Origin of the sequence: Celeribacter halophilus (assembly GCF_900114135.1) — a bacterium.
Taxonomy (GTDB): domain Bacteria; phylum Pseudomonadota; class Alphaproteobacteria; order Rhodobacterales; family Rhodobacteraceae; genus Celeribacter; species Celeribacter halophilus.
This window is the reverse complement of the sequence record NZ_FORY01000001.1, coordinates 212,537-236,998: the sequence shown is the minus strand read 5'-3', so window position 1 is coordinate 236,998 and position 24,462 is coordinate 212,537. Positions and strand designations below refer to the sequence as shown.

Here is a 24,462-nt window from a genome sequence, read left to right as displayed (position 1 = left end):
ATAACAAGCATGGCCGACCCTCGCAGACCGGCCATGTCAGAAAAGCTCATGCTTACAGAAGCACGCGTCTGAGTGCAGGAACCCGACTGATCACCAGCCAATCCAGAAGCAACACAGTCAGGAGCGTCAGCCCTGCCATCGGGAACGCAAAGCTCAGCAACAGCCCGAGCACCACAGCCCCTTTCCAAAGCGGCATGTTCTTTGGCATCGGCGGAGGCGCGATACGGAACGACCCTGAGGGACGACGTTTCCACCACATGACCACACCGGACACACACAGGAAGATCTCCGAGAGGCAGAAGACCGTGTTCAACAGAATGACCCAAAGCCCTGCCGTGCCCATGTGGAGCGCAATGCCTACGGCCATCGCCTTGCCCATCAGAGAATAATCCTCATAGCGGACATCGGCGAGAATTTTCCCCGTGTAGCGATCCACATGAACGGTGCGATCCGACAAAGGATCAACGCTGTCCGTGTTCATACTATCGCGCGAAAAGGTGAAAACGCCCGTCTCGCCCTTGGGCAAGTTCATCTGATAGCGCGCATCAAACCCGATCTCGCGTGCCAACGCATCCATCGTGTCGAGGGTCACGGGAACACCGGCCTTCAACCCGTCTTCACCGAACAGAGACCCTGACGCGGGCATGAGCGTTTGCTCCAAGGCCCAAGGCACTTCTTTCGGGCCGTCATTCATCGAACCGTGGGTCACATCCGACAGAGGCGCGCCCCATTTCTCGGCGGGAAAACTGGACCAGGCCTGAACAACCTTCTCCCCCCAGACACCGGCCCAAGACAGACCCGAGATGAGGAAGAATAACAGGATCACCGAAATCCATATGCCCACAACCGAATGCAGGTTTTTCCACAGCGCCCGTCCGCGTGCCCGCAGGTTGGGCAACAAGGCCTCCCGCAAACGCGCCTCGCGTGGCCACCAGAGATAAAGCCCTGTCACCAACAGGATCACCCCCAAAGAGGCGGCGATCTCGACCATACGGTCGCCCGTGACACCGATCAAAAGCTCGCCGTGGGTGTTGTCCATGAGATCGTAAAGGCCGGAACGGCGCGGGAAGGTTTCGAGCACATCTGCCGTGTAGGGATCGACCACAGCCACCATCGCGCCCGCGTCCGTATCAATGCGAAACAATGCTGCCAGATCGTCGGCACGCGGGGCAACATATTGGATAAGGCGGCCATCCGGAAACGCATCCAGCGCGGCCTGCGCCTGAACGGAGACAGCAAGCGGTGCCTCTTGCGGGATCACGGCGGTTTTCTCCCCGTCGCGCCCGTCGATAAAGGCGATCCACATCATCAGCATACCTGTCACAGCCAGCATGATGAAAAACGGAATGACATAAAGTCCGGCATAGAAATGCCAGCGCCACGCGGCGCGGTAGAATTTGGCGGTATGATCCGCCGCGCCCTGGCTCTCTTGCGCAGGGGATTGATCGAGTGCGACCATGGTCTCACATCCTTTCACAACCCGACCGCCGCGTGGGTCTCACGGGCCGGATCGGGCGATAGATTTCTGTAATGGGTTCAGAGAAAGGATCAGACTTGCGGCGGGGCGCGGGGGAAGCTGAGGGTATAGGGCGCGTCACGTCCCGAGACATCCGCAGGTTTCGGATAATCCGCCAGATCATAGAGCGCCAGAACAGGCTCCGCCAAGGCCGCCCCCGCTAGAGCGGGTGTGACGTTACACAGCGGACAGGGTTGTGAGCGGGTCTCCTGATGCTCGACAGGATTGCCGTTGGCATCAAGGGTGATGGTCTGAAGCCCGTCACCGGTACAGATCACGATGGTTCGGGCATTGATCAGGCCAAGCTGCGCCATCAGGGCCGAAGACTTCGGCCCCACGATCCCGAGCATCACGCCCAGAAGCAGGAGAATGCGGATCGAGCGTCCCAACATGGCGATCTTGTAGCTGCTTTCACGCATTCGTGAAAGCCTCAAACCTCACCCGTCACAGGCGCGTTCAGCCGACGTGGAAAAGGGTCGAAAACAGCTTCGGATCAAGGCTGTGTGCAGCAAAGGTCTCGCCTTCGGTCAGCACGGAAACCGCATCATGGGAATGCAGGCTTTCCTGATGGCTGGCGATGACACGGAAATCCCCGATACGCCCGTCAGATTCCAGCGCCTCGGCAAAGAGCCGCGCCGCGTCTTCGACGAAAATCGGATTGGCCGCGTTGAGTTCTGCAAAAGCCTGCTCGTCCTCGCGCTTGACCATCACCTGTGTCTCTGTCGGCACGACTGACCGGCACAGGTCGATCAAATCTTCGAACCAAAGCGTGTCCGGCTGGTTCTTCACCTCCACCGAGATTCGCGCCACAGAGCGTTGCGAATGCGGCGTCGCAAGTTGATGCCGCGTGCGCCGCGCATGTTCGGAAAGTTCAAGAGAACAGGGGCAAGTGGAGCTATATACATAGTCCAGATGCATGATTTCTGTCATTTTCCCGCCCTGCTCTACAAGCTCCAGAGCAATGTCGTAATATTGATACCCCTCAAGACCCGACCGCAGGGACGGTCGTTTCACCGGAAAGGAAAACCGCATCTGGATGCGCGCATCGAAACTGTCGAGATCGCTTTGATAGTCGCGCAAAGCCGCCGCGATCACATCAAAGGAAAAGCTGCGCTCCGCATGTTTGTAAAAGGAGCGCATGATCCGGGACATGTTGATGCCCTTTTTCTCCGCCTCCAAAGACACGGTGCCCGTCACAGAGGTCTCAAGCGTCAGATCTCCATTGTCGCGGGTCTTGAACCGGATCGGCAGGCGAAAATTCGAGATGCCAACATGCTGGATTTGCCGCTTGGCACCTTTGATCAGGCTCTCCGGTCCATTTTGTAGGTCCGGTAAGCTGTCTTTGTAGCCTTCGGACACTTCGAAATCCTCAGGGTAAGCACGACGCAGCGCCGGATAATTGGCGAAGTCATCCGCCTCCGGCAACAGCCGCGAAATGGCCGGATCAAGCTCCGCCACTTCCGTCGGCGTAGCCTTTGCCGCCCAATCGCGCAGGGCCTTCAGGGCCGCCTCTGCGGCCGCCCTGTCGTTTTGATCGCGCTCACTTGTCTGCATATTCATCGGCAAATCCCTTTCGCCTTTCATATAGACGGTTTTCGGCAACAGACCACTGCGCAGACCATATCCGGCCCGCTCAGACCGCCTCAAGCGCGCCGAGAATGTCCGCGACAATATCCGCGCTGTCCTCAAGTCCCATCGAAAGGCGCACCAAACCATCCGTAAGCCCCAGTTCGGGACGTTTCTCCACAGGCACGTTCTTGTGCGTCGTGGTGCAGGGGTGGGTCGCGATGGATTTCGCATCGGCGAAATTGTTCGAAAGCGTAAAGACCTCAAGCGCATTGAGGAATTTGAACGCCGCCTCCTTGCCGCCTTTGAGATCAACCGTGATCACCGTGCCTGCCGCCTCGGATTGTGCTTTGGCAAGATCGTATTGCGGGTGCGATTTATAGGTCGGGTAGCGCACGGAATTGAGGGCAGGATGGCCGTCAAGCGCTTCACAGAGCTTCATCGCCGTCTCCGCCTGACGCCGCACGCGCAGGTCGAGCGTGTCGAGAGACTTCAACTGAATCCACGCATTGAACGGCGAAATCGCGCCGCCCGTGTGTTTGATATAGGTCTCGACAGGTCCGCGGATCAGCTCTTTGTCCCCTGCGATGATGCCGCCCAGACAACGCCCCTGCCCGTCCACATGTTTGGTGGTCGAATAGATGATCAGATCGGCACCACAGTCTTTTGCATAGGAGAAAATCGGCGTGCACATAGCATTGTCCACCACGACCAGCGCGCCGACCGCATGGGCCAGATCGGACACGGCTTTAAGGTCGATGACCTCAAGCGTCGGATTGGAAATGCTCTCAAGGAACACCGCCTTTGTGTCGGGGCGAAGCGCCGCTTTCCATTCGTTAAGGTTGGTACCATCCACCAAAGTGGTCTCGATCCCAAATTTCGGCAGCACTTCGGTGACGATATAAAGGCAGGAGCCGAACAGGGCCTTGGACGACACAAGATGATCGCCCGCCTTCAGAACCGACATCAACGCCCCCGCAACAGCCGCCATGCCGGAGGCGGTCGCAAAAGCATCTTCGCAGCCCTCGATCGCAGCCATCCGGTCCTCGAACATGCGCGTGGTCGGGTTGCCATAGCGCGCGTAGATGAATTCGTCTTCGCCCTGATTGACAAAACGTGCCTCTGCAGCCTCTGCTGTGTCATAGACAAAGCCCTGCGTCAGGAAGAGCGCTTCGGACACCTCGCCATATTGCGAGCGGCGCACGCCGTCATGAATGAGTTTCGTTTGGGTTTTCCAGCTGTCTTTCGCCATCGTCGCAATCCCTTTCGACAAAAAAGCCCCCTCTCGATCAAGAGCGGGGGCACGGCGGGTCTATCCAACCCTGCGTCTCGTCCTGACCTCTTTAGCGGTATCTTTCCTGTGGCCCGCAATCCGGAGAACAAATCACCACATGGCAGGCGGGGTACAAATCCCGCGACACTCTGTCAAGCACATGACAACGAAAGACGCGCACGGAGGCGTTATCAAAGAGTCACTTTTCCGTCGCAGCATCGTGACATTCCCCGCGCAGTCTCGCGTCAGATGATGTCACAGGAAGCGGCACGCCATGCCCCTTTTGAAGATCAATACCGACGGTCCCTTTCTCCGCTCCGGCACACGACAGGCTCTGCGTCAGGCGCTGGCGACCTTGCCCCAAGACGCGCCTGTGATCATCTGCATCCACGGCTACAAGTTTTCGCCCAGAGATCCACAGCACGACCCGCATGCACATATCCTGTCGCTTAATCCGCAAAGCCCCTCCCGCACAGCGCGAAGCTGGCCGCGCGGCTTGGGCTTTGGCACAGGTGATCCAAGTGAGGGACTCTGTATCGCCTTGGGCTGGCAGGCGCGCGGCTCCCTTTGGCAGGCCTACCAACAAGCACGCGCCACCGGTGAGGCACTCGCCCGTCTGATCTGGACATGCGACCGTCCCGTTCACCTCATCGGGCATTCACTGGGCGCACGGGTGATCCTCACCGCACTGCCCCATTTGCCCGAAGGCATGGTGCGCCGCGCGATTCTTCTGGCGGCGGCCGAGTTCCGCTCCACCGCAGAACATGCGCTCGACACGGAAGCGGGCCGCACCGCCGAAGTGCTCAACATCACCTCGCGGGAAAACGATCTCTTCGACCTCCTGCTGGAACTGGCGCTCTCACCGGATCATGGTCCATCCCGCCCGCTGGGCGCCGGACTTGGCACCACACATCGCGCATGGTGTGACGTTCAGATTGACCATGACGCCACCCGTGCCATGCTTTTGCGCTGCGGCTATGACATCCCTGCGGCAAACAAAAAGGTCTGTCACTGGTCGCCCTATCTGCGCGAAGGGATGTTCGATTTCTACCGAAGTGCGCTACGCCATCCCGAGCGTTTGCCCTTGAGCCTTTTGCAAGATCAGCTGCCCGCCGAGCCAACTCCCCGTTTTTCTCATCTGTTGCCGTGCCTTCCCCGCGTTTCGCCCTTGTCCTTTTCGCGCAAAGCGTCATCTTGAGGAAAGCCCTTCTGGCGATGATTGCACGGACATGAACAGATGATCGACACCCCCATCACGCTCTACTACTGGCCTACCCCGAACGGCTGGAAAATCTCCATCGCGCTCGAAGAGATGGACCTGCCCTATGAAGTCAAACTGGTGAATATCGGAGCGGGGGAACAGTTCGATCCCGAGTTCCTCAAACTCTCGCCCAACAACCGGATGCCCGCCATCGTTGACCCTGAAGGCCCGGGCGGACGGCCGATTTCGATCTTCGAATCCGGTGCGATCCTGCAATATCTCGCGCGCAAATCCGGCAAGTTTTACGGCGGCGGCGAACGCGATCAGGTGGCGGTCGATCAATGGTTGATGTGGCAGATGGGCGGGCTGGGACCGATGGCCGGACAGGCACATCATTTCCTGAGCTATGCTCCCAATATGGAGCCCCCCGTTGATTTACCCTATGCGAAGGACCGCTACCGCAACGAAGTCGCCCGCCTCTACGGCGTGCTGGACCGTCGTCTGGCACAAGAGGAGTTCGTCGCGGGAGATTTCTATTCTATCGCGGATATGGCGATCTGGCCTTGGGCCTCCCTATGGGAGAAACAGGAACAGACACTCGACGACAAACCCCATCTCAAACACTGGATCGAACGCATCGGTGCGCGTTCCGCTGTCAAACGCGGGCGCGCTGTGGCTGCCGAAAAGCGTGGCGGCATTGCAGGCGACAAAGAGGCGCAAAAGGTGCTGTTTGGCAAAGCCGCATCTCAGGAGAAAAAGGGGTGAATCTCACCCGCCGGGAAATGGTCTTGGGGGCCAGCGCACTGACGTTCAGCGTCAGCGGCTGCGCCTCCCCCCGTCTCAACCTCCCGCAAGAGGTGCCCGACATCAACGGCCTGAAACAGGAAAACATTCTGGTCGTGACCAATCGTCAGGTTTCTCCCGACCCGACACTCGGCTTTGAGGAATTGCGTTCAGACACACCGTTCTACCGCAACTACCGCATTTCCATCCCACCGGAGCGCAAACCGGGGGAATATTCGTTTCCGCGCAAACCGCTTGATGCGGACACCCAGTTTTTCGTCACCGACAGCGAAGCCTTTGACACGGAGCAGGCATTCATAGACCGCGTAAACACTCGCGTCAGCGCCCTGCCCAAGGGCGAGCGCAGCGTGGTGGTCTTTGTCCACGGCTTTAACGTCTCCTACCCCGGCGCGGTGTTCCGCACAGCACAGATCACCACCGACTTCGCACTGGAACAGCCGATGGTGCTGTTCTCATGGCCCTCCGCCGGTCGCATCTCGCGCTATGCGTATGATCGGGATTCGGTGCTCTATGCGCGCACGGCTCTGGCGGACACACTGAAACTTCTGGCACGCAGTCGCGCGGAGAGCGTCCTTGTTCTGGCGCATTCCATGGGTGGTCTGCTCGCGATGGAAGCCATCAAGCGACTGGCGCTCGAAGGAGACCGCCGGACGTTATCGCGTCTGGAAGGGGTCGCCTTGAGCCAGCCTGACATTGACGTGGATCTGTTCCGGCGGCAGGTGAGTGATCTTGAGCCTTACAACATAGATCTGGCCGTGTTTGGCTCCCGCCGCGATCAGGCGCTCAAGATATCCTCGGTGCTCACCGGCGGACACCCCCGTGTGGGAGCGGCGGAGAATATCGAGGACTTGCGCAAGCTCGGTGTCACGGTCATCGACACCACCGGCGCACCGATGGGCGATCCTCTGGGGCATTCCTCACTGATGCAATCGCCCGCCCTATTGGCGATGATTGCCTCCGGCACGCTGCTCTCCGAAATTGTCGAAGGTGCCCCCGGTCAGGACATTCTGGTCGAAGGACTCACATTGACCGGCACCGCCGCTCTGGCCGTCGCATATCTGCCCTACACGATCAGCGGGCAGTAACTCTCTTTATTCCGGCGTGTCCTCGTCGGCCACCTCGGTCGAGTGACGCGCCATCAGCCCGCTTTGCGCCATGAAAAACGCCAGCATCGCAATCGGCAGACCAAAGGTTTTGAACTTCACCCAAGTGTCGGTCGTCATCGTCCGCCAGATTGCCTCATTGGCGATCGCCAAGCCGAAGAAAAACAGCATCATACGGAATTCAAGCTTGCGCCAGCCTTCCACATCCAAGGGCATGACCTCGCCCAGCACCAGCGACAGATAGCTTTTCGAGCGCAACAACCCGACGCCCAGAATACCGCCGAACATGAGGTAGATCATCGTCGGCTTCATCTTGAAGAACCGCTCGTCATTGAGCCAGATCGTCAGACCGCCAAAGACCACCACCAGCACCAGCGTCATGATCTGCATCGCGGACAGCCGTCCGGTCAGCCGCCAAAGAACAAAGGTCGAGGCAGCAAGGATCGGGATGAACAGCGCTGTCATCACGATGAAACCGGAATACTCCGTGCCCGCGATGGTAAAGACATGATCGCGCAGCGCGATATATCCCGCGAAGAACGCGAAGATCGGCCCCATTTCCAGCGCGGTTTTCACCGCAGGTTTGATGTGTTTTTCAGGTGTGTCGCTCATCCGGTCCTCTTTCAGCCGCCCATCTCAACTATGACGGCCCCGGCCGCAATCAAGGCCATGAGGGACAATCTTCTCGGTCCGACCTTTTCGCCCAATACGATCCAGCCGATCAGCGCTGCGAAAACCGTCGAGGTTTCCCGCAGCACCGCCGCCTCGCCCACATTGTCGAGGCGCGTCGCCAGCATGATACAGCCAAAAGAGAAATAGGCCACAATCCCGCCGAAAAAACCTTTGACCGCCAAAGGGCCAAGCGCGGGTTTATATTCCATATTCCGGTAGCGCAGCAAGGCCACCACAGGCATCACCAGACCGTCGAGGAAAAAGAACCACGCAAGGAAGGTGAAGGGGTCCGCCGTGGCACGAATGCCGTAAGCATCATAGGTGGTGTAGAGTGCCACGAAAGCGCCGGTCAGAACCGCCAGCATCAAGGCTGGCACCATGGTCTCGCGCCCGACCGTGATGGTGCGCAGGTTATAGACCGCCAGCCCGAAGATGCCGGAGAGCAGCACCATCACGCCCAGCCATTGCACCAAAGAGAAATGCTCGCCGAACACAAACCCCGCGCCGATGACGGCAAACAGGGGCCCGGACCCACGCACCACAGGGTAAACGACTGTGTAGGCACCTTTGGTATATGTGTAGCCCTGCGCGACCTTGTAGCCCATGTGGATCACAAACATCCCGAGGAAAATCAGCCACATATGCGGCTCCGGCCACGGCACCACAAAAAGGGCGAACGGGGCCGCGATGATACAATAGAAAAAATCCATAGCGCCGCGCGACAGCCACGGATCATGTTTGCCCTTTTGCAGGGCACCGAACAAAGCATGCAGAAATGCCGCCATCAGCGCCAGAATAAGCGCCGCGTGATGACCCGTTTCCGTGCCTTCAAGGGAAATAATAAAATCGCTCATGGGCCTGTGCTATCTGTCACATTGCGAAAGGTCCAGAGCGCGAAAGCGCACAGCGTCTGCGCACTTAGCTCATGCCGCGCGCGGATCGGCCCGATTGAACCCCGGCATCTCCGCATAGGGGTTGGGGACCAGCATCCCGTCGGTTGCCTCGATGAACGGATAGGCCGGATCAAGATAGCCTGCGGCAATCAGCGCTTCTTCGAGCGTGCGGATCACAAAATCCGTGCGGAACTCTGGCAAAATACCCATACCCCAGATTCGGGCCGGACGGTCTTCGCGTTCGGGATCGACCACAAGCATCGCCGTGCCCACAAGGCGCTCGCCCTGAACCACGACCATCTCAGCGTAAAGCTCCCGATCCTCCGGCCAATCTTCCTCCGTGTCATCCGGACAGACCGGATGATCGAAAAACAGTTCCTGCATGGCTTCGCGGCGCTCCAGAGGATCACCGGCCGAGACCCAGGATTGCGGGCCAATGGCGTGCAGAATTTCGAGCATCAAACCTCCAGACCCGTCAGGGCCGCGGCAAATTCTTCGGGATCGAAAGGCGCGAGATCGTCAATCTGTTCGCCGACGCCAATGGCGTGAATCGGCAGACCGAACTTGTCGGCCAGACTGACCAGAACCCCGCCTTTGGCAGTCCCGTCAAGTTTCGTCATAACAAGGCCGGAAACATCCGCGATATTCCGGAAAATCTCGACCTGCGAAACCGCGTTTTGCCCTGTCGTGGCATCAAGCACAAGCAAAGTGTTGTGCGGCGCGGTCGGGTCTTTCTTGCGGATCACGCGAACAATCTTGGCAAGCTCCTCCATCAGGTCCGCACGGTTTTGCAACCGTCCCGCCGTGTCGATCATCAACAGATCGGCGCCGGTTTCCTGTGCCTTGGTCATCGCGTCAAAGGCCAGCGAGGCCGGATCGGAGCCCTCCGGCGCGGTCAGAACCGGCACACCGGCACGCTCGCCCCAGACCTGCAACTGTTCCACGGCAGCCGCACGGAAGGTATCGCCCGCAGCAATCACCACGGATTTCCCCGCAGCTTTGAACTGGCTGGCCAGCTTACCAATGGTCGTCGTCTTGCCGGAGCCATTAACCCCAACGACCAGCACGACTTGCGGCGTTTTGGTGTAGAGCGGCATGGGCTTGGCGACCGGTTCCATAATGCGCGCCACTTCTTGCGCCATCAGGCGTTTGATCTCTTCGACAGAAAGTTTCTTGCCATAGCGCCCTTCAGCCATGGCCGCGGTGACACGCATGGAGGTCTCCACGCCCATATCGGCGGAGATCAGCAGCTCTTCCAACTGCTCCAGCATATCGTCATCCAGCGCGCGGCGCGTGACGGTTTTGCTTTCCTTGCGTCCCAGAAGCCGTCCCAGAAATCCGGGTTTGACCGTCTCGGCGGGAGCCTCGACCACCTTTTCGACAGGAATCTCAACCGGCGCTTCTGCGGGCATTTCCACTGGGGCTTCCACAGGAGTTTCCATCGGCGCTGGCGCGGGCGGCACTTCCTGCGGCACATCAGCGGGCACGGGGTCCGCTTCCGGCGCGGCGGGCTCAGGGACCGGTGCCGGCTCAGGCTCCGGCATCGGCTCAGGCGTCACGTCAGGTTCCGGCGCTTCGGGCGTCTCTGTTGCGGGCACTGCCTCTTCAACCAAGGCCTCCGAAACGTTGCTCTCCTCGCCACCATCCTCGACAATAGCTTCCAAACCCTCGTCGAGCTTCGACGAAGTTTTCATCAGACGGGATTTCAGTTTCGAAAAAAGCGACATGGGGCCTCCGTTCTCCCGTCACTTAATCGGTCTTGTCTTTTTATGAAAGCCCCCAAACCTCGCCAAAGCGGCCTAAAAACGCGAAAAGGATCGCACCCTGCCCGAGAATATAAAGCCCCCAGAGCAGATAGCCCGCACCCCGCGCCTGCCATGTATTTTGCCCCATGCGGAACAGTTGCAGCGACAAGACGAGATCGGAGCACAAGAACAGCACCGCACCGACACTGGCCAGACGCAGTCCAGCAGGCAGGCTCAACGCCAGCCCCGTCATCACACAGATCAGCAAAACATAGCCCCGCACAGGGCCACGAAGCGCCCCCGTATAGGGTGCAAGCCAGACCTCTGTCGACAGCGCCAGAACTGCCAGACTTGCGATCGCGGGCCAGCTGACGGTCTCGACCGATCCCCAAAACATAATCGCGTAGCAAAGATGGGCCGCCGCAAAACTGACAAGCCCCAAGAGAAACGCGTGCTCTGCGCTTCCTGATCCCGTGCGCGACAGCGCCGTGTCTGATCTCGTATCTGATCCTGTGCAGGACAGCGCGAAATCTCCCAGCGCAGAAAAGGTCAGCCCCACGATCAACCACACCGGCCCTCCGCCCCAGAACGCTACAAAGGCAAACAGACTTAAAGGCAGGGTCTTGATCCCGCTGCGCCACATCGACGGAGCGGAGGCCGTCAGCGGCAGATAGGACAAAGCCGATAGTCCCGCCAATGTCAGCAAAACCAGTTCCAACATCATCCCCTCCGCTTTTGTCGCAGGTTTTGCTTTTGCATGGTCCCGCTGTGCAACCTATAGTCAGCATAGTTTCTAAGGGACGTCTATGGCGCAGCACATGGCAAGAAAAACCACTCACATCATTCGCTTTTTCGCCGTCAGCACCTTGATGCCTGTGGCCCTTCTGGCCTTGGGCGCGCTGTTCGGAGGGGTTTGGGCCGTGGCGGGGTTTCTCTATATGACCGCGCTGGCCTATTCACTGGATCAACTTGTGGCGCTGGCCTGTGATCCTGAAAACCCTGAAGCCGAATTTCCCGACGCAAACGCCCTTTCCACCGTTCTGGCGCTTGCGCATTTTGCGCTTTTGCCACTGGCGGTCTGGGCGCTCTCGAATGGGCAGCTTGCATTCTGGGAACGCGTGTTCGTGTTTCTCGGCATGGGGCTGTTCTTTGGGCAGGTCTCCAATTCCAACGCTCACGAACTGGTCCACCGCTCCGACAGGACGCTGCGCCGCCTTGGCACATGGGTCTATATCACGTTGCTGTTCGGCCACCATGCCACCGCCCATGTGCGGGTGCATCACCGCTATGCCGCCTCCCCGCAAGACCCCAACTCCGCCCCCGCGGGCATGAGCTATTACCGCTTTTTGCCGCGCGCATGGGGCGGCTCGTTCAGGGCCGGACTGCGGGAGGAAAATGCCATGCGCGCACGGGCGAAATCGACAGACCTGCATCCCTATGCGCTCTATATCGGCGGGGCTGTTACCTGCCTGCTCCTCGCATTTGTCATCGGTGGGTTTCTCGGCGTTTTCAAATACATACTTCTCGCGGGCTATGCCTCCGCCCAGCTCATGCTGTCGGATTATGTCCAGCATTACGGGCTTCGCCGCCGCGAGGTTGCGCCGGGAAAATATGAACCTGTCGGCCCGGCGCATAGCTGGAACAGTCCGCAATGGTTCACCTCGCTCCTGATGCTCAACGCGCCACGACACTCGGATCACCACGCGCACCCGATGAAACCCTATCCCGCGCTGGAACTCACCGAAGACATGCCACAATTGCCGCGTTCGCTTCCGGCTATGGCAACGCTGGCCCTCATTCCGCCGCTATGGCGCAAGGTCATGGACCCGCGCGTTGCGAGGCTTGTCGGGACATCGGAGCAGGCTGAAGGCGACAAGCTTTAACCACCTGTTAAGAATGTGAGTGGAGCGACTCGGCGGCTTGTGACATGGTTACCGCATGATAAAGACATATCTGTTTCCCCTCGCCTGCGCCCTGTTTGGTGCAACCACCGCGCTGGCCGGTCCGCTGGATGGCACGGAGATTCGCGCATTTTCCACAGCCACCCTGCCGACCACCCAAGGCCCGCTGACGGGCGCGGAGTTTGATGCCTATGCCACAGGCAAGACCCTGACCTATGCAGAAAGCGGACAGCCCTACGGGGCGGAGGAATATCTGCCCGGAAAGCGCGTGCGTTGGGCCTTTGACAAGGACACATGCAAGGAAGGAATCTGGTACGAGCAGGACCAGAACATCTGCTTCATCTACGAGGACGGCATGGCCCCGCAATGCTGGCAATTCTTCGTGGAGCGCGACAAGCTCAAAGCCGTGTTCCAAGGAGTCAACGGGTTGGAACTTTACGAGGCTTGGGCGTCTGACGGGCCACTGTCCTGCATGGGACCGCAAGTCGGGGTATAAGGGAACCATCACGCGCTCTGAACGGCCAGCTTCCGCGCCGGTTCAGAACGTCACCTGTATGAACGAGGACAGGTTCGAAGGTGAACGTGCGTTAAGGTTGATCCGATTAAGGTTAACGCATGAAAGCCCTGTATAAGCGCTGACACACAAAGGCGACCAGATCCGCAACGGCGTCTCCGCGTCAGAACAGGCTCCCCTGCTCCGGTCCCGTCTTGGCCCTCGGCTTTGCGGATTTCGCAGGCTTGGCGGCAACACCGCCCCCGATCTGCACACGCCCGTCAGCAAATTGCACCTCATGCATCCGCGCCGCGTCTTTGGTCGAGGTCACAACCCCGCCCTCAGCATCGCGCACCACCGCATAGCCGCGCTTGAGCGTCTCCTCATAGGACAGCGCCGACAGCATTCCGGAACGCTGATCCAGCGCCGCGCGCCAGCGTTGGGTCTGCCCCATAGCCGCGCGGGCGAAACGGTCCGAAAGCTGCGTCAGGTCGCGTCGGGCCTGCGCCGTATTGCGCGAAACCGTCAGCGGGGAAAGGCGCTGCGCCAGCCGGTCAAAATCGCGCCGGTGCTGCGTCGTGCCGCGCGACAGGGCCGGCGCGAGACGCATCGACAAGGCAGACAAACGCTCCCCATGCCCCTGCATCCGCCCTTGTAAAAGCGAGGGCCGCAGGATTGTCGCCGCCTCCGACAGTTTCAGCCGCCGGTTGCGCACCCCGTTGACAAGCGCCTGCGTCAAACGCAAATCAATCTGGTCCACGCGCTGACGCGGCCCGTCGAGCAACCGCTCTTTCGGCGGCAGGGCGCGGCTGAGATCATTGAGGCGCTGGCGACGATAATCCACGCCGCCTGTCAGCGCCCGCTCCATCCGTGCCCGCAATTCCTGAATGGTCACCCAGAGTTCCCGCCGCACCGGCACGGCCAGTTCCGCCGCCGCAGTCGGAGTTGGCGCGCGTTTGTCAGAGGCAAAGTCAATCAGCGTCGTGTCGGTTTCATGACCCACGGCAGAGATCAGGGGAATCGCGGACTCGGCGGCGGCACGCACCACGATCTCCTCGTTGAACCCCCACAAATCTTCGACCGAGCCCCCGCCACGCGCCACAATAATCAGATCAGGCCGCGGGATTGCACCGCCTTCGGGCAAGGCGTTAAAGCCGCGAATACCATTGGCCACTTCCGCCGCGCTTTTCTGGCCTTGCACAGCAACAGGCCAGATCAGAACATGGCGGGGGAAACGGTCGCTCAACCGGTGCAAAATATCGCGGATCACCGCCCCTGAAGGCGATGTCACCACGCCGATCACCTCCGGCAACCACGGCAGCGGCTTTTTGCGCGCTGCATCAAACAGCCCTTCCGCCGCCAGCGCCTTTTTGCGCTTCTCCAGCATCGCCATAAGCGCGCCTGCACCCGCCGGTTCCACATTGTCGACAATGATCTGGTATCGCGAGCCGCCGGGAAAGGTCGTCATCCGCCCCGTGGCGATGACTTCCATACCCTCTTCGGGCTGCACCTCCATCCGCGCGACCTGCCCTTTCCAGCTCACCGCGTTGATCACCGCTTTTTCGTCTTTCAGATCGAAATAGAGATGGCCGGAACGTGGCCGCGACACACGGCCCACTTCGGCACGCACCCTCACATACCCGAATTCACCCTCGATCAGCTTCTTCACCGCTCCCGAAAGTTCGGAAACGGAGAATTCCGGGGCGTTGGATGTGGCTTTAGGGCCTTCATCTTCGAAAAGGTCGGACATCTTATGCCTCCCAAGGCGGCTCGTGCTTGTGTCAAACTCGGACTGACCTTAGAACGCGCGCAAGCAAAGGTGAAGCGGAGAGGCGCGATGAACATTCTGATCTTGGGCAGCGGCGGACGTGAACATGCTCTGGCATGGGCGGTGATGCAGAACCCGAAATGCGACAAACTGATCGTCGCGCCGGGCAATGCGGGGATCGCAAAGATCGCTGAATGCGCGTCCTTCGACATCAATGACGGGGCAACCGTGGTGTCTTTCGTCGAGCAAAACGCGATTGATTTCGTCATTATCGGACCCGAAGCCCCCCTTGCCGCAGGTGTGGCCGACGATCTGCGCGCAGCGGGCATTCTGACGTTTGGCCCGTCGAAAGCGGCAGCCCAGCTTGAGGCTTCCAAAGGCTTTACTAAAGAAATCTGCGATGCGTCAGGCGCACCGACCGCAGCCTATGCCCGCTTTGACGATGCTGAAAAAGCCAAGGCCTACATCCGCAAGCAAGGTGCGCCGATCGTGGTCAAAGCCGACGGTCTGGCCGCTGGCAAAGGCGTGATCGTGGCGATGGACGAACAGGCCGCGCTTGATGCCATTGACGACATGTTCGGCGGAGCCTTTGGCGGCGCTGGCGCGGAAGTGGTGATCGAAGAATTCATGGACGGCGAAGAGGCCTCTTGGTTCATCCTGTGCGACGGCGAAAACGTCCTGCCCGTGGGGACCGCACAGGACCACAAGCGCGTAGGCGATGGCGACACAGGCCCGAACACCGGCGGCATGGGCGCCTATTCCCCTGCCCCTGTGATGACCGATGCCGTGATTGCCAAAGCCATGGACGAGATCATCAAACCGACAGTGGCGGAAATGGCCAAGCGCGGGATGCCCTACCAAGGGGTGCTCTACGCGGGCTTCATGATCAAAGACGGCCAGCCACGCCTTGTGGAATACAACTGCCGCTTTGGCGATCCGGAATGTCAGGTGCTGATGATGCGTCTGGGGGCGCAGGCACTCGACCTGATGCTGGCGACCGCCAACGGCACGCTGGATCAGGCCAAGGTGAACTGGGCCGACGATCACGCGATGACCGTGGTCATGGCGGCAAACGGCTATCCCGATGCGTATGAAAAAGGCTCCGCAATCAAAGGGCTCGACGCGCTTCCCGAGGACAGCATGAATATGGTGTTCCACGCGGGCACTTCCGAAAAAGACGGGCAGATCATCGCCACCGGCGGGCGGGTTCTCAATGTCACGGCACGAGGCGACAGCCTTCAAGACGCCCGGGATCGCGCCTATGCAATGATCGAGCGAATCGACTGGCCCGAAGGCTTCAACCGCTCCGACATCGGCTGGCGTGCGCTGAAATAAATTCGGGACAGTTAAGGCGCTGTTAACCTTACCGATGGCATAACCATCTGACGAAAGGCATCCATGGCTCGAATGGCCAGAGAGTCGGCCCAAAAGGCCGGACGCTCAGGGCAAAAGCCCGAAACAGTCGTGAAACGACTGTCGCAACAGACCAAGAGGTCCACTCAAACGGTCGGAGTTGCGGTCTTAAAGACAAGGTAGATTGGCTATGAACTGGCCAATCTACTTCTCCCCCTCCGGCAACGAACACCGGAAAGGGCTTTCTGATTGCAAAAATACTCACATTCGTACCGCTCAGCGTTCAGCGGCTCACTTGCCAAATGCACACCCCGCAGGCAGGCCGAGCTTTGCAAAAATCTTGGCCGCAGGACACCAGCCGGAGAAGGCCGACTGAAGCAGGTTTGCCCCGATAAACAGGGTGAACCAGACGAACATCGGGTGAACGAACTGGGTCAGCAACACGCTGACGATGATCATGACGCCGGCAAAGGCGAAAACAGCGCGATCAATGGACATGGGGTTTCTCCGTAATGAATTGATTTACGCCATATTTAGCATTTCACCCCATTAAATTCAATATATTGAATGTATACTTTGCGCATCGCGTTCTAGGATCGCACTCGAAACGTCCCCTGCGCCGTGGCGATCAATTCGCCGGTCTCATCCGTCAGGCGCCCGTCTGTGAAAAACGTCTTGGCACCGCCCCCGATGCGCCGCCCCACCGCTATAAGGCGCGTGCCCTTCGGACGCGACAGATAGCTGATGTTCAAAGACAGGGTCAGCGTCATACGGCGCTGATCAGGGTCTCCGGTATAGGCGCCAGCATAGCCCATCGTCGTATCGAGCATGGTCGCATAAATCCCGCCGTGAGGAATCTCCGAACGGTTCAGATGAAACGGCGCAACGGTCGCCTCGAACCGCGCAACGCCGTGATCCCATCCTGTCATTTCAATACCCAGATGCGCCAGCGCCGCCGATGGGCCCTCCAACAGCGAAGTCTTCATATATCAATCTCCTCAATCAACGCGGGTCCTGCGGCCCGATTGGAATTTACCGCCCTGCCCACTCGGTGAAAGCGTAACGTCTCGTCCGGTGCGGGCAGCATCAAACGCGCGGCACCATGGCCTTCTTCGCCAAGCCACTTGCCCCAATCACCCGCTTGCAAAATCACGGGGATCCGATGGTGAATCTCCGCCATACGCCCTGTGGCCTCGGTGGTGACGATGGCACAGGATGACCGGCGCACGCCGTCTTGCTCCCAATCCTGCCAAATGCCGGCAAAGACCATCGACCCCTCACCTGCGGGCTGGATATACCACGGCAGCTTTTCACCCCCCTCCGGACGATGCCACTCGAAGAACCCGTCTGCGGGAATGAGACAGCGACGCCTGCGGCAGGCCTCCCGAAAGGCGGGCTTCTCCGCAATCGTCTCGGCGCGGGCATTGATCAGCAAGGGCCCGTCGCCGGCGGATTTATACCAATGCGGCACAAAACCCCAGCGCATCGGCACAAGGCGGCGTTGGTCGTTTTCATGATAGATGACATGAATTTGCGTACTCGGGCAGATGTTGAAGTTGGGGATTGGCGGTAGATCATTGGCAGGCACAGCCTCAAACAGGCGCGCCATGGCATCATCGGGCAGGGAAAGGGCAAAGCGTCCACACATGCGGCCAGTTTAATGGATCAGGCAGCGGGGGCCAGCGCAGATCGTGCGGAGGCGTTTTGACCTGATGAGTATTTGCGCCATCAGAAAGCCGGAGGCGGTGGAAAAACGCTTCCGACCATCGCGTGGCTCACCGATGCGCCTTGCGGGCCAGTTCGATCCTGGCATCCATCATCGACATGTCTTTCATGATTTCGGCGCGTCGTGTCCGGTCTGCCGTGTCGCGCAATTCCTCGCGCAGTTTTGCCAGTTCCCGCGACAGTGTTACAAATTCCGGCACGCCGCCGCTTTCCTTGACCAGTCGATTGAGCAGCGCGTTGTCCGGATCATCTTCTCTGGGCAAGGGCTTTCCTGCCCCTGAGAGGTTCTCAAAGGCTCCGTCACGTTCAGCCTCGGCAATCTTCTGGTTGATCAAATCAATCAGCGGATGATCCATGCCTTATCCTTTCGCGCGCGCCGCCTTGAACCGTGCAAGACTCTCTTCCGGCCAGACCTCTTTGGGACGATAGAACCCTTCAAACGCCTGCGCGCCTTCAGGCAATACCACCCAAGGCAGTTTGGTCGAGGTGAAGATATGCACATCCGGCACGATCTCCGCACGTTCTTCCAGAGTGCCACAGCGGAGAAAAGCAATCGCCTCACCTGAGCCAGCGTAATGCGACCAAAGCGCCACCTTGCAAGACGGGCAGCGCAACACGGACTGGCCGTGGCCGGAATTGGAAGGGGTCTCCACGCGCTCAGGTGTGCCCTTGGTCAGTTTCACGGCCTCGCGCTCCACATAGGCATTCAAGGCGAAGGCGGAGCCGGTTTCCCGCTGGCACCATGTGCAATGGCAACAATGCACAATCATCGGCTCTGCCGTGACCTCGAACTCCACTTCCCCGCAGGTACAACGTCCATGCATCGTAATCCTCCCGTGCCATCAAAGAAAAAGCCCCCGCATGATCGCGAGGGCTTTGCCGTTTGTCTATACCGTCAGGCGTATTTCGGCGCCGCGGCAGACAGATTTACTTCACTGTTTTATTTCACAGTGATGCGACCATCCGTGTAAGGTTCGTAAGGCGCATGTTCCATCATGTATTCCGCCGTGACATCGGCCAGATCCGGTCCGAAGTCGTAGACGTTTTCGGCATCAAGAAACATCTTGTAGCCATCCCCGCCATTGCGGACGTAATTGTTGGACACGACACCATAGGTCTTTTCGGGATCAATCGGCGCATCGCCAACCATCACGTCGGAAATGCGGGATCCAACTTCAGCCGAGGGATCCACGGTGTAGCTCATGCCAGCAACCTGAGCGAAACGTCCTGCGCCCTCTTCCATTTGCGACGCGCCGTTTTCAAGCGCTTCGACAATGGTCGCACCGGACACAAAGAAGGTCGAGAGCGTGTTCTGGAAAGGCAGCACGGTCAGCACATCGCCCATGGTCACTTGACCACCGGGGATAGACGCACGTACACCGCCACCGTTCTGGATCGCGATTTCGATGCCCTGATCCTTCACACGGTCCAGCATGGCATCCGCAATCAGATTGCCCATCGGACATTCCACCGAGCGGCAGGTCTCGCGCGACCCGTCGATGTCAGCGGTGGCTTCAGCCACAACCTTGGCTTTCAGCTCTTCGATCGGTCCGGCAAGCTCGGCCACACGCGCTTTGATCTCTTCGTCTTCAGGCACGGAAGCATCGAGAAGAATCGTGTCGCCGGTCGCAGAGGTCACATTGCCGTCGTCGTCAAAGGTCAGGATCAAATGGCCGACATATTTGGAATAGGCATAGGCCTGCACCACAGGCACGTCCCCGACCATTGTCGGATAGGCGTAATCGGCCTCTTCGGTGTTGGAGAACAGCGTGTGGGAGTGACCACCGACCACCGCATCAAGACCGGAGACCTTCTCGGCAATTTCGAGGTCTTTGGTCACACCGACATGGTTGAGCGCGATGATCTTGGTCACGCCTTCCTCGGTTAGAGTGTCCACATCCTGCTGAAGATTTTCGATCTCATCGGAGAAAATCACCGCTGCAGAGGGGCTCGCGGTTTCGACTGTATCGGTCGCCAGTGCCGAGACAATGCCGATTTTCTCGCCACCCACTTCGAGCACGAGGTGATCGTTGAGTTTTCCAGCGAGCAGGTTGGACTGCGACACATCAAGGTTGCCGGAGATGACAGGGAAGTCCGCGCCATCAAGCAGTTTTAACAGGCCTTCGTCGCCATCGTCGAACTCGTGGTTGCCGACAGCCATCGCGTCGAAACTGATCTTGTTCATCATCTCGATTTCCACGTCACCTTTGTAGGTCGTGTACATCAAGGAGCCTTGATATTCGTCGCCCGCATCCAGAACGATGAAATTTTCACCTGCGAGCTCTTCGCGCAGTTGGTTGATCATGGTCGCCACGCGGGCCACGCCACCAAAACACTCGCCCGCCTCGTTGTCTTCGGCAGAACATGTGTTGTCGTATTTCGTGATCGGCTCGATTCGGCTGTGCAAATCATTGATATGAATGACGTGCAGCGTGTAATCGGCATGGGCCGCACCGGCCATAAGCGCCAGAAATGCGGTGGAAGAGAGAACTGTTCTGAGCATATCTTGCCCCCTGTTAATCTTGATAAATTCCAGCCTGACCAAAGTTGATCAAAGAGTCAAAGCCTACGCGACATTTCATTTACATTCGCCATGTGACGAATGTGTAGCGCCGCAATCGCAGGCAACACTAGCCATGATACGCGAGAATGGACACAGAGTCTCATTGACCACGCGCGCGCGCACTGGCATCTGGAACCCATGCTGATTTACAAAATTTTCCGCGCCCCCGAATGGGCGGCCATGCAAACAGCCGGAGAGACCCGAGGCGCACCTGTGGATCTCGCCGATGGCTATATCCATTTCTCCACCGCCGCACAGGTCAGGGACACCGCCGCCAAGTGGTTTGCGGATGAAGACAACCTGCATCTTCTGGCGCTGGAGAGCGACACGCTTGCCCCCCATCTCAAATGGGAACCTGCACGCGGCGGCTCTTTGTTTCCGCATCTCTATCGCGCTCTGAGCATGGCGGATATTCTCTGGGCCAAGCCCCTGCCCCTTGGCCCCGACGGCCACATCTTCCCCGACCTTGCCTGAGGAGCCGCACATGACCCTTTTTGAACAGTTCGGCATGATGGTCCTGCGCAGCTTTGATCCGGAGAAATCCCACAAGCTGTCGATTGCCGCCCTGCGTGCGGGGCTGGCCCCGCTGCCCGGTCCTGTCACCTCAGCGCGCCTGAAAACCACATTTGCGGGGATGGAATTGCCGAATCCCGTGGGTCTGGCCGCAGGCTATGACAAAAACGCCGAAGCCATTCCGCAACTGTCCCGCGCGGGCTTCGGTTTTCTCGAACTGGGGGCCGCCACGCCGCGTCCGCAGCCGGGCAACCCGAAACCGCGCCTATTCCGGCTCACCGAAGATCAAGCCGTGATCAACCGGTTCGGCTTTAACAACGACGGGATGGAAGTCATCGCCAACCGGCTGGCGCGCTGCCGCCATTCGAATCGCAAGGTGGAGATTCCGGTCGGCCTCAACCTTGGTGCCAACAAAGATAGCTATGATCGCGCCGCCGACTTTGCCAAAGTGCTGGCCCATTGCGGGAATTTCATTGACTTCGCGACGGTCAACGTCTCCAGCCCCAACACCGAAAAACTTCGCGACCTGCAAGGCCCCGAAGCCCTCGAAGCCCTGCTTGCCGGTGTGCTGGACGCGCGCAAAGGGTTGAAACAGGCTGTGCCTGTTCTCCTGAAAATCGCACCTGATCTGGACACCACGGAACTCTCGGAGATTGCCGAAGTGGCCCGTAAATCCGGCATTGACGGGGTGATCGCCACCAACACCACCCTGTCGCGAGATGGTTTGAAATCTGCAGAAAAATCAGAGGCTGGCGGTCTTTCGGGCCGTCCTTTGTTCGAAAAGTCCACGCGCGTGCTGGCCATCCTGTCGCGCGAACTGGGCGAGGACGTGCCCTTGATCGGCGTTGGCGGCATTGCCTCGCCGTTGGATGCCTACACGAAAATCCGCGCCGGAGCCTCGCTGGTGCAACTCTATTCAGCGATGGTCTATCAGGGGCTTTCCCTTGCCCCGCGCATTGCCCATGGTCTCGAAGACCTGTTGGCGAAAGACGGGTTCGAGACGGTCTCCGAAGCGGTAGGAACCCTACGCAGCGACTGGCTTTGAGCCACATCTCTTGCGCATCAATTCTTTGAGGTAACGCGTGAAAAGACGCGAACAGCGGCGGGATTATCCCGCCGCGTCACGTTCCAAACCCGGATATTTCCACATCAAAGTCACACCGCGTGCGATGTAGCTGATAATCAATGCGGCCCAGAGCCCGTGATTGCCCCAGAGCGGGATCAAAAGCGTCACGGCCACCAGATAGACCACAAGGGACAGCACCATCATATTGCGCATGTCGCGGGTGCGCGTCGCTCCGATAAAAACACCGTCGAGCATCCATGCCGCAAGCCCCAAAAGCGGAGCGGCGACCATCCACGGCAGAAACCTCCGCGCTTCGGTGCGCACATCCGGCGCGGTGGTCATGGCGTCAATGATCGCGCCGCCAAAGACCGCGAACCCCAACGCCAGCAATCCCGACACGATCAGCCCCCAAAAGGACGCAAGCATCGCACCACGGCGCAGCGACGTTCGGGACCCCGCCCCCATCGCAAGCCCCACGATGGCCTCGGCGGCAAAGGCAAACCCGTCGAGCGCATAGGCGGTGATCTCGATGAACTGCATCAGGATCTGGTTCGAGGCCAACGTCAAATCGCCAAAACCTGCCCCGAAAAAGGTAAAGCTCACCATGATTGCCAGAAGCAGAACCGAACGGATCAGGATGTCCGTGTTGACCTTGAGCATATGAAGCAGACGGGCCGCATCAAACACTTGCACCCAGTCACGCCAAAGCGGCGTATTGAACGCATCGCGGCAGAGCCACAGCCCGAAACTCGCCCCCGTCACCTCGGCCAGAACCGTCGCAATCGCGACACCTTCAACGCCCCAACCAAGTCCCAGCACGAACCAGAAGTCCAAAAGGATGTTCAATCCGTTCATCCAGAGTTGTAGTAACAGAACCGCCTTGGTCCGTTCTTGGGCAATAAGCCAGCCGGTCAGACCAAAGAGCGCGATGTTGAACGGTGCGGACCAGATGCGGATGCCGATATAGCTGCGTGCGAGGCTTTCGACATCGGGCGAGGCTGGCGACACCTGAAACGCAGCCCACAGAACCGGAATTTGAAACAGGATCAACAGCCCGCCACCCAATACGCCGATCATCAGCGCACGGGTCAAAAGTGCCGCCACCTCTCCCGCATTTCCTGCGCCACGCGCCTGAGAGACAAGCCCCGTGGTGCCCATCCGCAAAAAGCCGAAAACCCAGTAGAGCGAAGCCAGCATGACTGCGCCGATCCCGACTGCTCCGATGGGCGCGGCTTCTCCCAACTGCCCGACAACACCGGTATCGACTGCCCCCAGAATGGGCACAGTGGCATTGGACAAAACAATCGGCACCGCGATTTTAAGAACCCGTCGATGGGTCAACGCGATCGGTTCAACCATCTGTGACGGATCTTTCCGGCATCAGAAAATGTCCGATGGCCTGCACAGTCGGACGGGCGCGGTTGTCCTGCCATGCTTCGACCTGCACGGAGGCATAACGGCGTCCGGCGCGGGTAATCTCGGCGCGGGCATAGGCGTCCCGTGGCAGACCAGAGCGCAGATAGTCCACGGTCAGATCAATGGTTTTCGGAAATGCCGGCAGCACATCAACCGTGTTTCCGGCCTCGATCTTCGGCCAGACCATCGACCAGCTCAGAGAGATCAGCGCCGTGACTTCCAGAAAGGCGGCCAGCGCCCCGCCATGCAACGCGGGCAGCGACGGATTGCCGATCAGATCGGGACGATAGGGCATCAGCGCCGTCAGCTCGTCGCCGCGCCGTTCAAACTGAAACCCCATGAAGGCCACATAGGGCACACGCGCCACCAAAGCGGCCAACGCAGCATCGCGGCGTTCCTTGACCACCTGAACGGGTTCGGGCTTGGGTCGGCTCATGATTTGCCCCTTTCCACAGTAAAGGCTCCGGTCGCCGCCGCCACGGGGACATCGGAGGTTCCGTCTGTCGCAGAGACCCGCACAAAAGCGACGGACCGCGTCATATGATAACAAATCGCATGGGCTGTGACCGTCGCTCCGGGCTTGGCCGCGCGCATGTAATCAATCCTGAGATCCAGCGTGGCCGTGGCAAGACCCGCTTCGGGATGGCTCATCACCGCCGCCCCCGCGCAGGTATCCATCAGCGCCGACACGGCACCGCCATGAATGACGCCGGTCTCCGGATCACCGATCAGCTTTTCCGCGTAGGGCATGAGAATCTCCGCCTCGCCCTCTCCGATAGAACTCAGAGACATGCCGAGCGCATTACAATGCGGCAGGCCTTCGATAAACTGTCTGGCGATTTTCGTGCGATCCGCTTGCATAAATCGGGCTTTCCTGTCTGGCGTCTCGGG

General features: G+C 59.2%; 27 protein-coding genes and 1 riboswitch. Of the genes, 8 read left to right on the top strand and 19 right to left on the bottom strand.

Annotation, left to right across the window (positions count from 1 at the left end):
- Positions 1 to 52 precede the first annotated feature (52 nt).
- The 4 genes from BM152_RS01125 to metZ all read right to left on the bottom strand — a co-directional run bounded on the left by BM152_RS01125 (position 53) and on the right by metZ (position 4,334).
- Complete coding sequence (locus tag BM152_RS01125) at positions 53 to 1,459, bottom strand: PepSY-associated TM helix domain-containing protein (RefSeq protein ID WP_066603364.1); 1,407 nt, start codon at positions 1,457 to 1,459, stop codon at positions 53 to 55.
- 89 nt (positions 1,460 to 1,548) lie between these two features.
- Positions 1,549 to 1,935: a DUF2946 family protein gene (locus BM152_RS01120; RefSeq protein ID WP_066603362.1), complete on the bottom strand. Its 387-nt coding sequence runs from the start codon at positions 1,933 to 1,935 to the stop codon at positions 1,549 to 1,551.
- 37 nt (positions 1,936 to 1,972) lie between these two features.
- On the bottom strand, positions 1,973 to 3,070 hold the full coding sequence (folE2, locus tag BM152_RS01115; protein WP_066603745.1) for a GTP cyclohydrolase FolE2: 1,098 nt from the start codon (positions 3,068 to 3,070) through the stop codon (positions 1,973 to 1,975).
- 79 nt (positions 3,071 to 3,149) lie between these two features.
- Positions 3,150 to 4,334 carry an O-succinylhomoserine sulfhydrylase gene (gene metZ / locus BM152_RS01110; protein WP_066603361.1) on the bottom strand — a complete coding sequence of 395 codons (1,185 nt, stop codon included), beginning with the start codon at positions 4,332 to 4,334 and terminating at the stop codon, positions 3,150 to 3,152.
- A 70-nt stretch (positions 4,335 to 4,404) separates the two neighbouring features.
- A riboswitch (SAM riboswitch) is annotated at positions 4,405 to 4,483 on the bottom strand.
- 146 nt (positions 4,484 to 4,629) lie between these two features.
- On the opposite strand from metZ, the gene BM152_RS01105 reads away from it, so the two are divergent.
- Genes BM152_RS01105 through BM152_RS01095 form a run of 3 tightly spaced genes read left to right on the top strand, consistent with a single transcriptional unit; the run spans position 4,630 to position 7,445 of the window.
- The gene (locus BM152_RS01105; protein WP_066603358.1) at positions 4,630 to 5,553 is read left to right on the top strand and encodes a DUF726 domain-containing protein; all 924 of its coding nucleotides are present in this window, start codon (positions 4,630 to 4,632) and stop codon (positions 5,551 to 5,553) included.
- Between the two features lie 39 nt (positions 5,554 to 5,592).
- On the top strand, positions 5,593 to 6,321 hold the full coding sequence (locus tag BM152_RS01100) for a glutathione S-transferase N-terminal domain-containing protein (protein ID WP_066603355.1): 729 nt from the start codon (positions 5,593 to 5,595) through the stop codon (positions 6,319 to 6,321).
- Entirely contained in the window at positions 6,318 to 7,445 is a 1,128-nt protein-coding gene (locus BM152_RS01095) for an alpha/beta hydrolase (protein ID WP_066603352.1), read from the top strand. Before BM152_RS01100 ends, BM152_RS01095 begins: the two co-directional genes overlap by 4 nt.
- A 6-nt stretch (positions 7,446 to 7,451) precedes the next feature.
- Here BM152_RS01095 and BM152_RS01090 read toward each other — a convergent pair whose 3' ends face one another.
- The 5 genes from BM152_RS01090 to BM152_RS01070 form a co-directional block, all read right to left on the bottom strand.
- Positions 7,452 to 8,075 carry an inner membrane-spanning protein YciB gene (locus BM152_RS01090; RefSeq protein WP_066603349.1) on the bottom strand — a complete coding sequence of 208 codons (624 nt, stop codon included), beginning with the start codon at positions 8,073 to 8,075 and terminating at the stop codon, positions 7,452 to 7,454.
- Positions 8,076 to 8,086: 11 nt separating this feature from the next.
- Entirely contained in the window at positions 8,087 to 8,989 is a 903-nt protein-coding gene (locus tag BM152_RS01085; RefSeq protein WP_066603346.1) for a DMT family transporter, read from the bottom strand.
- 69 nt (positions 8,990 to 9,058) lie between these two features.
- Positions 9,059 to 9,487 carry a GNAT family N-acetyltransferase gene (locus BM152_RS01080; RefSeq protein WP_066603343.1) on the bottom strand — a complete coding sequence of 143 codons (429 nt, stop codon included), beginning with the start codon at positions 9,485 to 9,487 and terminating at the stop codon, positions 9,059 to 9,061.
- On the bottom strand, positions 9,487 to 10,755 hold the full coding sequence (gene ftsY / locus BM152_RS01075; RefSeq protein ID WP_066603334.1) for a signal recognition particle-docking protein FtsY: 1,269 nt from the start codon (positions 10,753 to 10,755) through the stop codon (positions 9,487 to 9,489). Before ftsY ends, BM152_RS01080 begins: the two co-directional genes overlap by 1 nt.
- 40 nt (positions 10,756 to 10,795) lie before the next feature.
- A complete protein-coding gene (locus tag BM152_RS01070) occupies positions 10,796 to 11,497 on the bottom strand; it encodes a lysoplasmalogenase family protein (RefSeq protein WP_066603332.1) in 702 nt (233 codons plus the stop codon).
- A gap of 94 nt (positions 11,498 to 11,591) precedes the next feature.
- Here BM152_RS01070 and BM152_RS01065 point away from each other — a divergent pair, with 94 nt between their 5' ends.
- Together BM152_RS01065 and BM152_RS01060 are read left to right on the top strand one after the other, a co-directional pair.
- Positions 11,592 to 12,656 carry an alkane 1-monooxygenase gene (locus tag BM152_RS01065; protein WP_066603742.1) on the top strand — a complete coding sequence of 355 codons (1,065 nt, stop codon included), beginning with the start codon at positions 11,592 to 11,594 and terminating at the stop codon, positions 12,654 to 12,656.
- Between the two features lie 55 nt (positions 12,657 to 12,711).
- The gene (locus BM152_RS01060; RefSeq protein ID WP_074913882.1) at positions 12,712 to 13,170 is read left to right on the top strand and encodes a hypothetical protein; all 459 of its coding nucleotides are present in this window, start codon (positions 12,712 to 12,714) and stop codon (positions 13,168 to 13,170) included.
- A 181-nt stretch (positions 13,171 to 13,351) separates the two neighbouring features.
- Here the strand turns inward: BM152_RS01060 and xseA are convergent, their stop codons facing one another.
- Complete coding sequence (gene xseA, locus BM152_RS01055) at positions 13,352 to 14,917, bottom strand: exodeoxyribonuclease VII large subunit (RefSeq protein WP_066603329.1); 1,566 nt, start codon at positions 14,915 to 14,917, stop codon at positions 13,352 to 13,354.
- Between the two features lie 87 nt (positions 14,918 to 15,004).
- On the opposite strand from xseA, the gene purD reads away from it, so the two are divergent.
- Positions 15,005 to 16,270 carry a phosphoribosylamine--glycine ligase gene (gene purD / locus BM152_RS01050; protein WP_066603325.1) on the top strand — a complete coding sequence of 422 codons (1,266 nt, stop codon included), beginning with the start codon at positions 15,005 to 15,007 and terminating at the stop codon, positions 16,268 to 16,270.
- Between the two features lie 309 nt (positions 16,271 to 16,579).
- On the opposite strand, the gene BM152_RS01045 is transcribed toward purD, so the two are convergent.
- The 6 genes from BM152_RS01045 to BM152_RS01020 form a co-directional block, all read right to left on the bottom strand.
- Positions 16,580 to 16,786, bottom strand: a complete 207-nt coding sequence (locus BM152_RS01045; protein WP_066603323.1) for a YgaP family membrane protein — start codon at positions 16,784 to 16,786, stop codon at positions 16,580 to 16,582.
- A 92-nt stretch (positions 16,787 to 16,878) separates the two neighbouring features.
- Positions 16,879 to 17,274, bottom strand: a complete 396-nt coding sequence (locus tag BM152_RS01040) for a PaaI family thioesterase (protein ID WP_066603317.1) — start codon at positions 17,272 to 17,274, stop codon at positions 16,879 to 16,881.
- Positions 17,271 to 17,936, bottom strand: coding sequence for an SOS response-associated peptidase (locus BM152_RS01035; RefSeq protein ID WP_066603315.1), 666 nt, complete (start codon positions 17,934 to 17,936; stop codon positions 17,271 to 17,273). The genes BM152_RS01040 and BM152_RS01035 overlap by 4 nt, the downstream gene beginning before the upstream one ends.
- Positions 17,937 to 18,063: 127 nt before the next feature.
- A complete protein-coding gene (locus BM152_RS01030; RefSeq protein WP_066603313.1) occupies positions 18,064 to 18,369 on the bottom strand; it encodes a DnaJ family domain-containing protein in 306 nt (101 codons plus the stop codon).
- 3 nt (positions 18,370 to 18,372) lie between these two features.
- Complete coding sequence (locus BM152_RS01025) at positions 18,373 to 18,837, bottom strand: GFA family protein (RefSeq protein WP_066603309.1); 465 nt, start codon at positions 18,835 to 18,837, stop codon at positions 18,373 to 18,375.
- A 116-nt stretch (positions 18,838 to 18,953) separates the two neighbouring features.
- Positions 18,954 to 20,516: a bifunctional metallophosphatase/5'-nucleotidase gene (locus BM152_RS01020; RefSeq protein ID WP_066603307.1), complete on the bottom strand. Its 1,563-nt coding sequence runs from the start codon at positions 20,514 to 20,516 to the stop codon at positions 18,954 to 18,956.
- A gap of 198 nt (positions 20,517 to 20,714) precedes the next feature.
- Here BM152_RS01020 and BM152_RS01015 point away from each other — a divergent pair, with 198 nt between their 5' ends.
- Together BM152_RS01015 and BM152_RS01010 are read left to right on the top strand one after the other, a co-directional pair.
- A complete protein-coding gene (locus BM152_RS01015; RefSeq protein ID WP_066603304.1) occupies positions 20,715 to 21,050 on the top strand; it encodes a DUF952 domain-containing protein in 336 nt (111 codons plus the stop codon).
- 10 nt (positions 21,051 to 21,060) lie between these two features.
- Complete coding sequence (locus BM152_RS01010; RefSeq protein ID WP_066603302.1) at positions 21,061 to 22,134, top strand: quinone-dependent dihydroorotate dehydrogenase; 1,074 nt, start codon at positions 21,061 to 21,063, stop codon at positions 22,132 to 22,134.
- A gap of 63 nt (positions 22,135 to 22,197) precedes the next feature.
- Here the strand turns inward: BM152_RS01010 and BM152_RS01005 are convergent, their stop codons facing one another.
- Genes BM152_RS01005 through BM152_RS00995 form a run of 3 tightly spaced genes read right to left on the bottom strand, consistent with a single transcriptional unit; the run spans position 22,198 to position 24,432 of the window.
- Positions 22,198 to 23,514: an MATE family efflux transporter gene (locus BM152_RS01005; protein WP_066603300.1), complete on the bottom strand. Its 1,317-nt coding sequence runs from the start codon at positions 23,512 to 23,514 to the stop codon at positions 22,198 to 22,200.
- Entirely contained in the window at positions 23,507 to 24,007 is a 501-nt protein-coding gene (locus tag BM152_RS01000; protein ID WP_066603292.1) for a PaaI family thioesterase, read from the bottom strand. The genes BM152_RS01005 and BM152_RS01000 overlap by 8 nt, the downstream gene beginning before the upstream one ends.
- Positions 24,004 to 24,432, bottom strand: a complete 429-nt coding sequence (locus BM152_RS00995; protein ID WP_066603290.1) for a PaaI family thioesterase — start codon at positions 24,430 to 24,432, stop codon at positions 24,004 to 24,006. Before BM152_RS00995 ends, BM152_RS01000 begins: the two co-directional genes overlap by 4 nt.
- Positions 24,433 to 24,462: the final 30 nt, after the last annotated feature.

Excerpts from the sequence above, each read along its gene's own strand:
- purD (WP_066603325.1), top strand. The coding sequence starts at position 15,005 with ATGAACATTCTGATCTTGGGCAGCGGCGGACGTGAACATGCTCTGGCA.
- BM152_RS01035 (WP_066603315.1), bottom strand. The coding sequence starts at position 17,936 with ATGTGTGGACGCTTTGCCCTTTCCCTGCCCGATGATGCCATGGCGCGC.
- BM152_RS00995 (WP_066603290.1), bottom strand. The coding sequence starts at position 24,432 with ATGCAAGCGGATCGCACGAAAATCGCCAGACAGTTTATCGAAGGCCTG.
- BM152_RS01040 (WP_066603317.1), bottom strand. The coding sequence starts at position 17,274 with ATGAAGACTTCGCTGTTGGAGGGCCCATCGGCGGCGCTGGCGCATCTG.
- BM152_RS01120 (WP_066603362.1), bottom strand. The coding sequence starts at position 1,935 with ATGCGTGAAAGCAGCTACAAGATCGCCATGTTGGGACGCTCGATCCGC.
- BM152_RS01020 (WP_066603307.1), bottom strand. The coding sequence starts at position 20,516 with ATGCTCAGAACAGTTCTCTCTTCCACCGCATTTCTGGCGCTTATGGCC.
- BM152_RS01045 (WP_066603323.1), bottom strand. The coding sequence starts at position 16,786 with ATGTCCATTGATCGCGCTGTTTTCGCCTTTGCCGGCGTCATGATCATC.
- folE2 (WP_066603745.1), bottom strand. The coding sequence starts at position 3,070 with ATGCAGACAAGTGAGCGCGATCAAAACGACAGGGCGGCCGCAGAGGCG.
- BM152_RS01100 (WP_066603355.1), top strand. The coding sequence starts at position 5,593 with ATGATCGACACCCCCATCACGCTCTACTACTGGCCTACCCCGAACGGC.
- BM152_RS01070 (WP_066603332.1), bottom strand. The coding sequence starts at position 11,497 with ATGATGTTGGAACTGGTTTTGCTGACATTGGCGGGACTATCGGCTTTG.
- BM152_RS01090 (WP_066603349.1), bottom strand. The coding sequence starts at position 8,075 with ATGAGCGACACACCTGAAAAACACATCAAACCTGCGGTGAAAACCGCG.
- BM152_RS01025 (WP_066603309.1), bottom strand. The coding sequence starts at position 18,837 with ATGCATGGACGTTGTACCTGCGGGGAAGTGGAGTTCGAGGTCACGGCA.
- BM152_RS01005 (WP_066603300.1), bottom strand. The coding sequence starts at position 23,514 with ATGGTTGAACCGATCGCGTTGACCCATCGACGGGTTCTTAAAATCGCG.
- BM152_RS01010 (WP_066603302.1), top strand. The coding sequence starts at position 21,061 with ATGACCCTTTTTGAACAGTTCGGCATGATGGTCCTGCGCAGCTTTGAT.
- BM152_RS01065 (WP_066603742.1), top strand. The coding sequence starts at position 11,592 with ATGGCAAGAAAAACCACTCACATCATTCGCTTTTTCGCCGTCAGCACC.
- BM152_RS01125 (WP_066603364.1), bottom strand. The coding sequence starts at position 1,459 with ATGGTCGCACTCGATCAATCCCCTGCGCAAGAGAGCCAGGGCGCGGCG.
- BM152_RS01030 (WP_066603313.1), bottom strand. The coding sequence starts at position 18,369 with ATGGATCATCCGCTGATTGATTTGATCAACCAGAAGATTGCCGAGGCT.
- BM152_RS01085 (WP_066603346.1), bottom strand. The coding sequence starts at position 8,989 with ATGAGCGATTTTATTATTTCCCTTGAAGGCACGGAAACGGGTCATCAC.
- BM152_RS01000 (WP_066603292.1), bottom strand. The coding sequence starts at position 24,007 with ATGAGCCGACCCAAGCCCGAACCCGTTCAGGTGGTCAAGGAACGCCGC.
- xseA (WP_066603329.1), bottom strand. The coding sequence starts at position 14,917 with ATGTCCGACCTTTTCGAAGATGAAGGCCCTAAAGCCACATCCAACGCC.
- BM152_RS01080 (WP_066603343.1), bottom strand. The coding sequence starts at position 9,487 with ATGCTCGAAATTCTGCACGCCATTGGCCCGCAATCCTGGGTCTCGGCC.
- ftsY (WP_066603334.1), bottom strand. The coding sequence starts at position 10,755 with ATGTCGCTTTTTTCGAAACTGAAATCCCGTCTGATGAAAACTTCGTCG.
- metZ (WP_066603361.1), bottom strand. The coding sequence starts at position 4,334 with ATGGCGAAAGACAGCTGGAAAACCCAAACGAAACTCATTCATGACGGC.
- BM152_RS01015 (WP_066603304.1), top strand. The coding sequence starts at position 20,715 with ATGCTGATTTACAAAATTTTCCGCGCCCCCGAATGGGCGGCCATGCAA.
- BM152_RS01105 (WP_066603358.1), top strand. The coding sequence starts at position 4,630 with ATGCCCCTTTTGAAGATCAATACCGACGGTCCCTTTCTCCGCTCCGGC.
- BM152_RS01060 (WP_074913882.1), top strand. The coding sequence starts at position 12,712 with ATGATAAAGACATATCTGTTTCCCCTCGCCTGCGCCCTGTTTGGTGCA.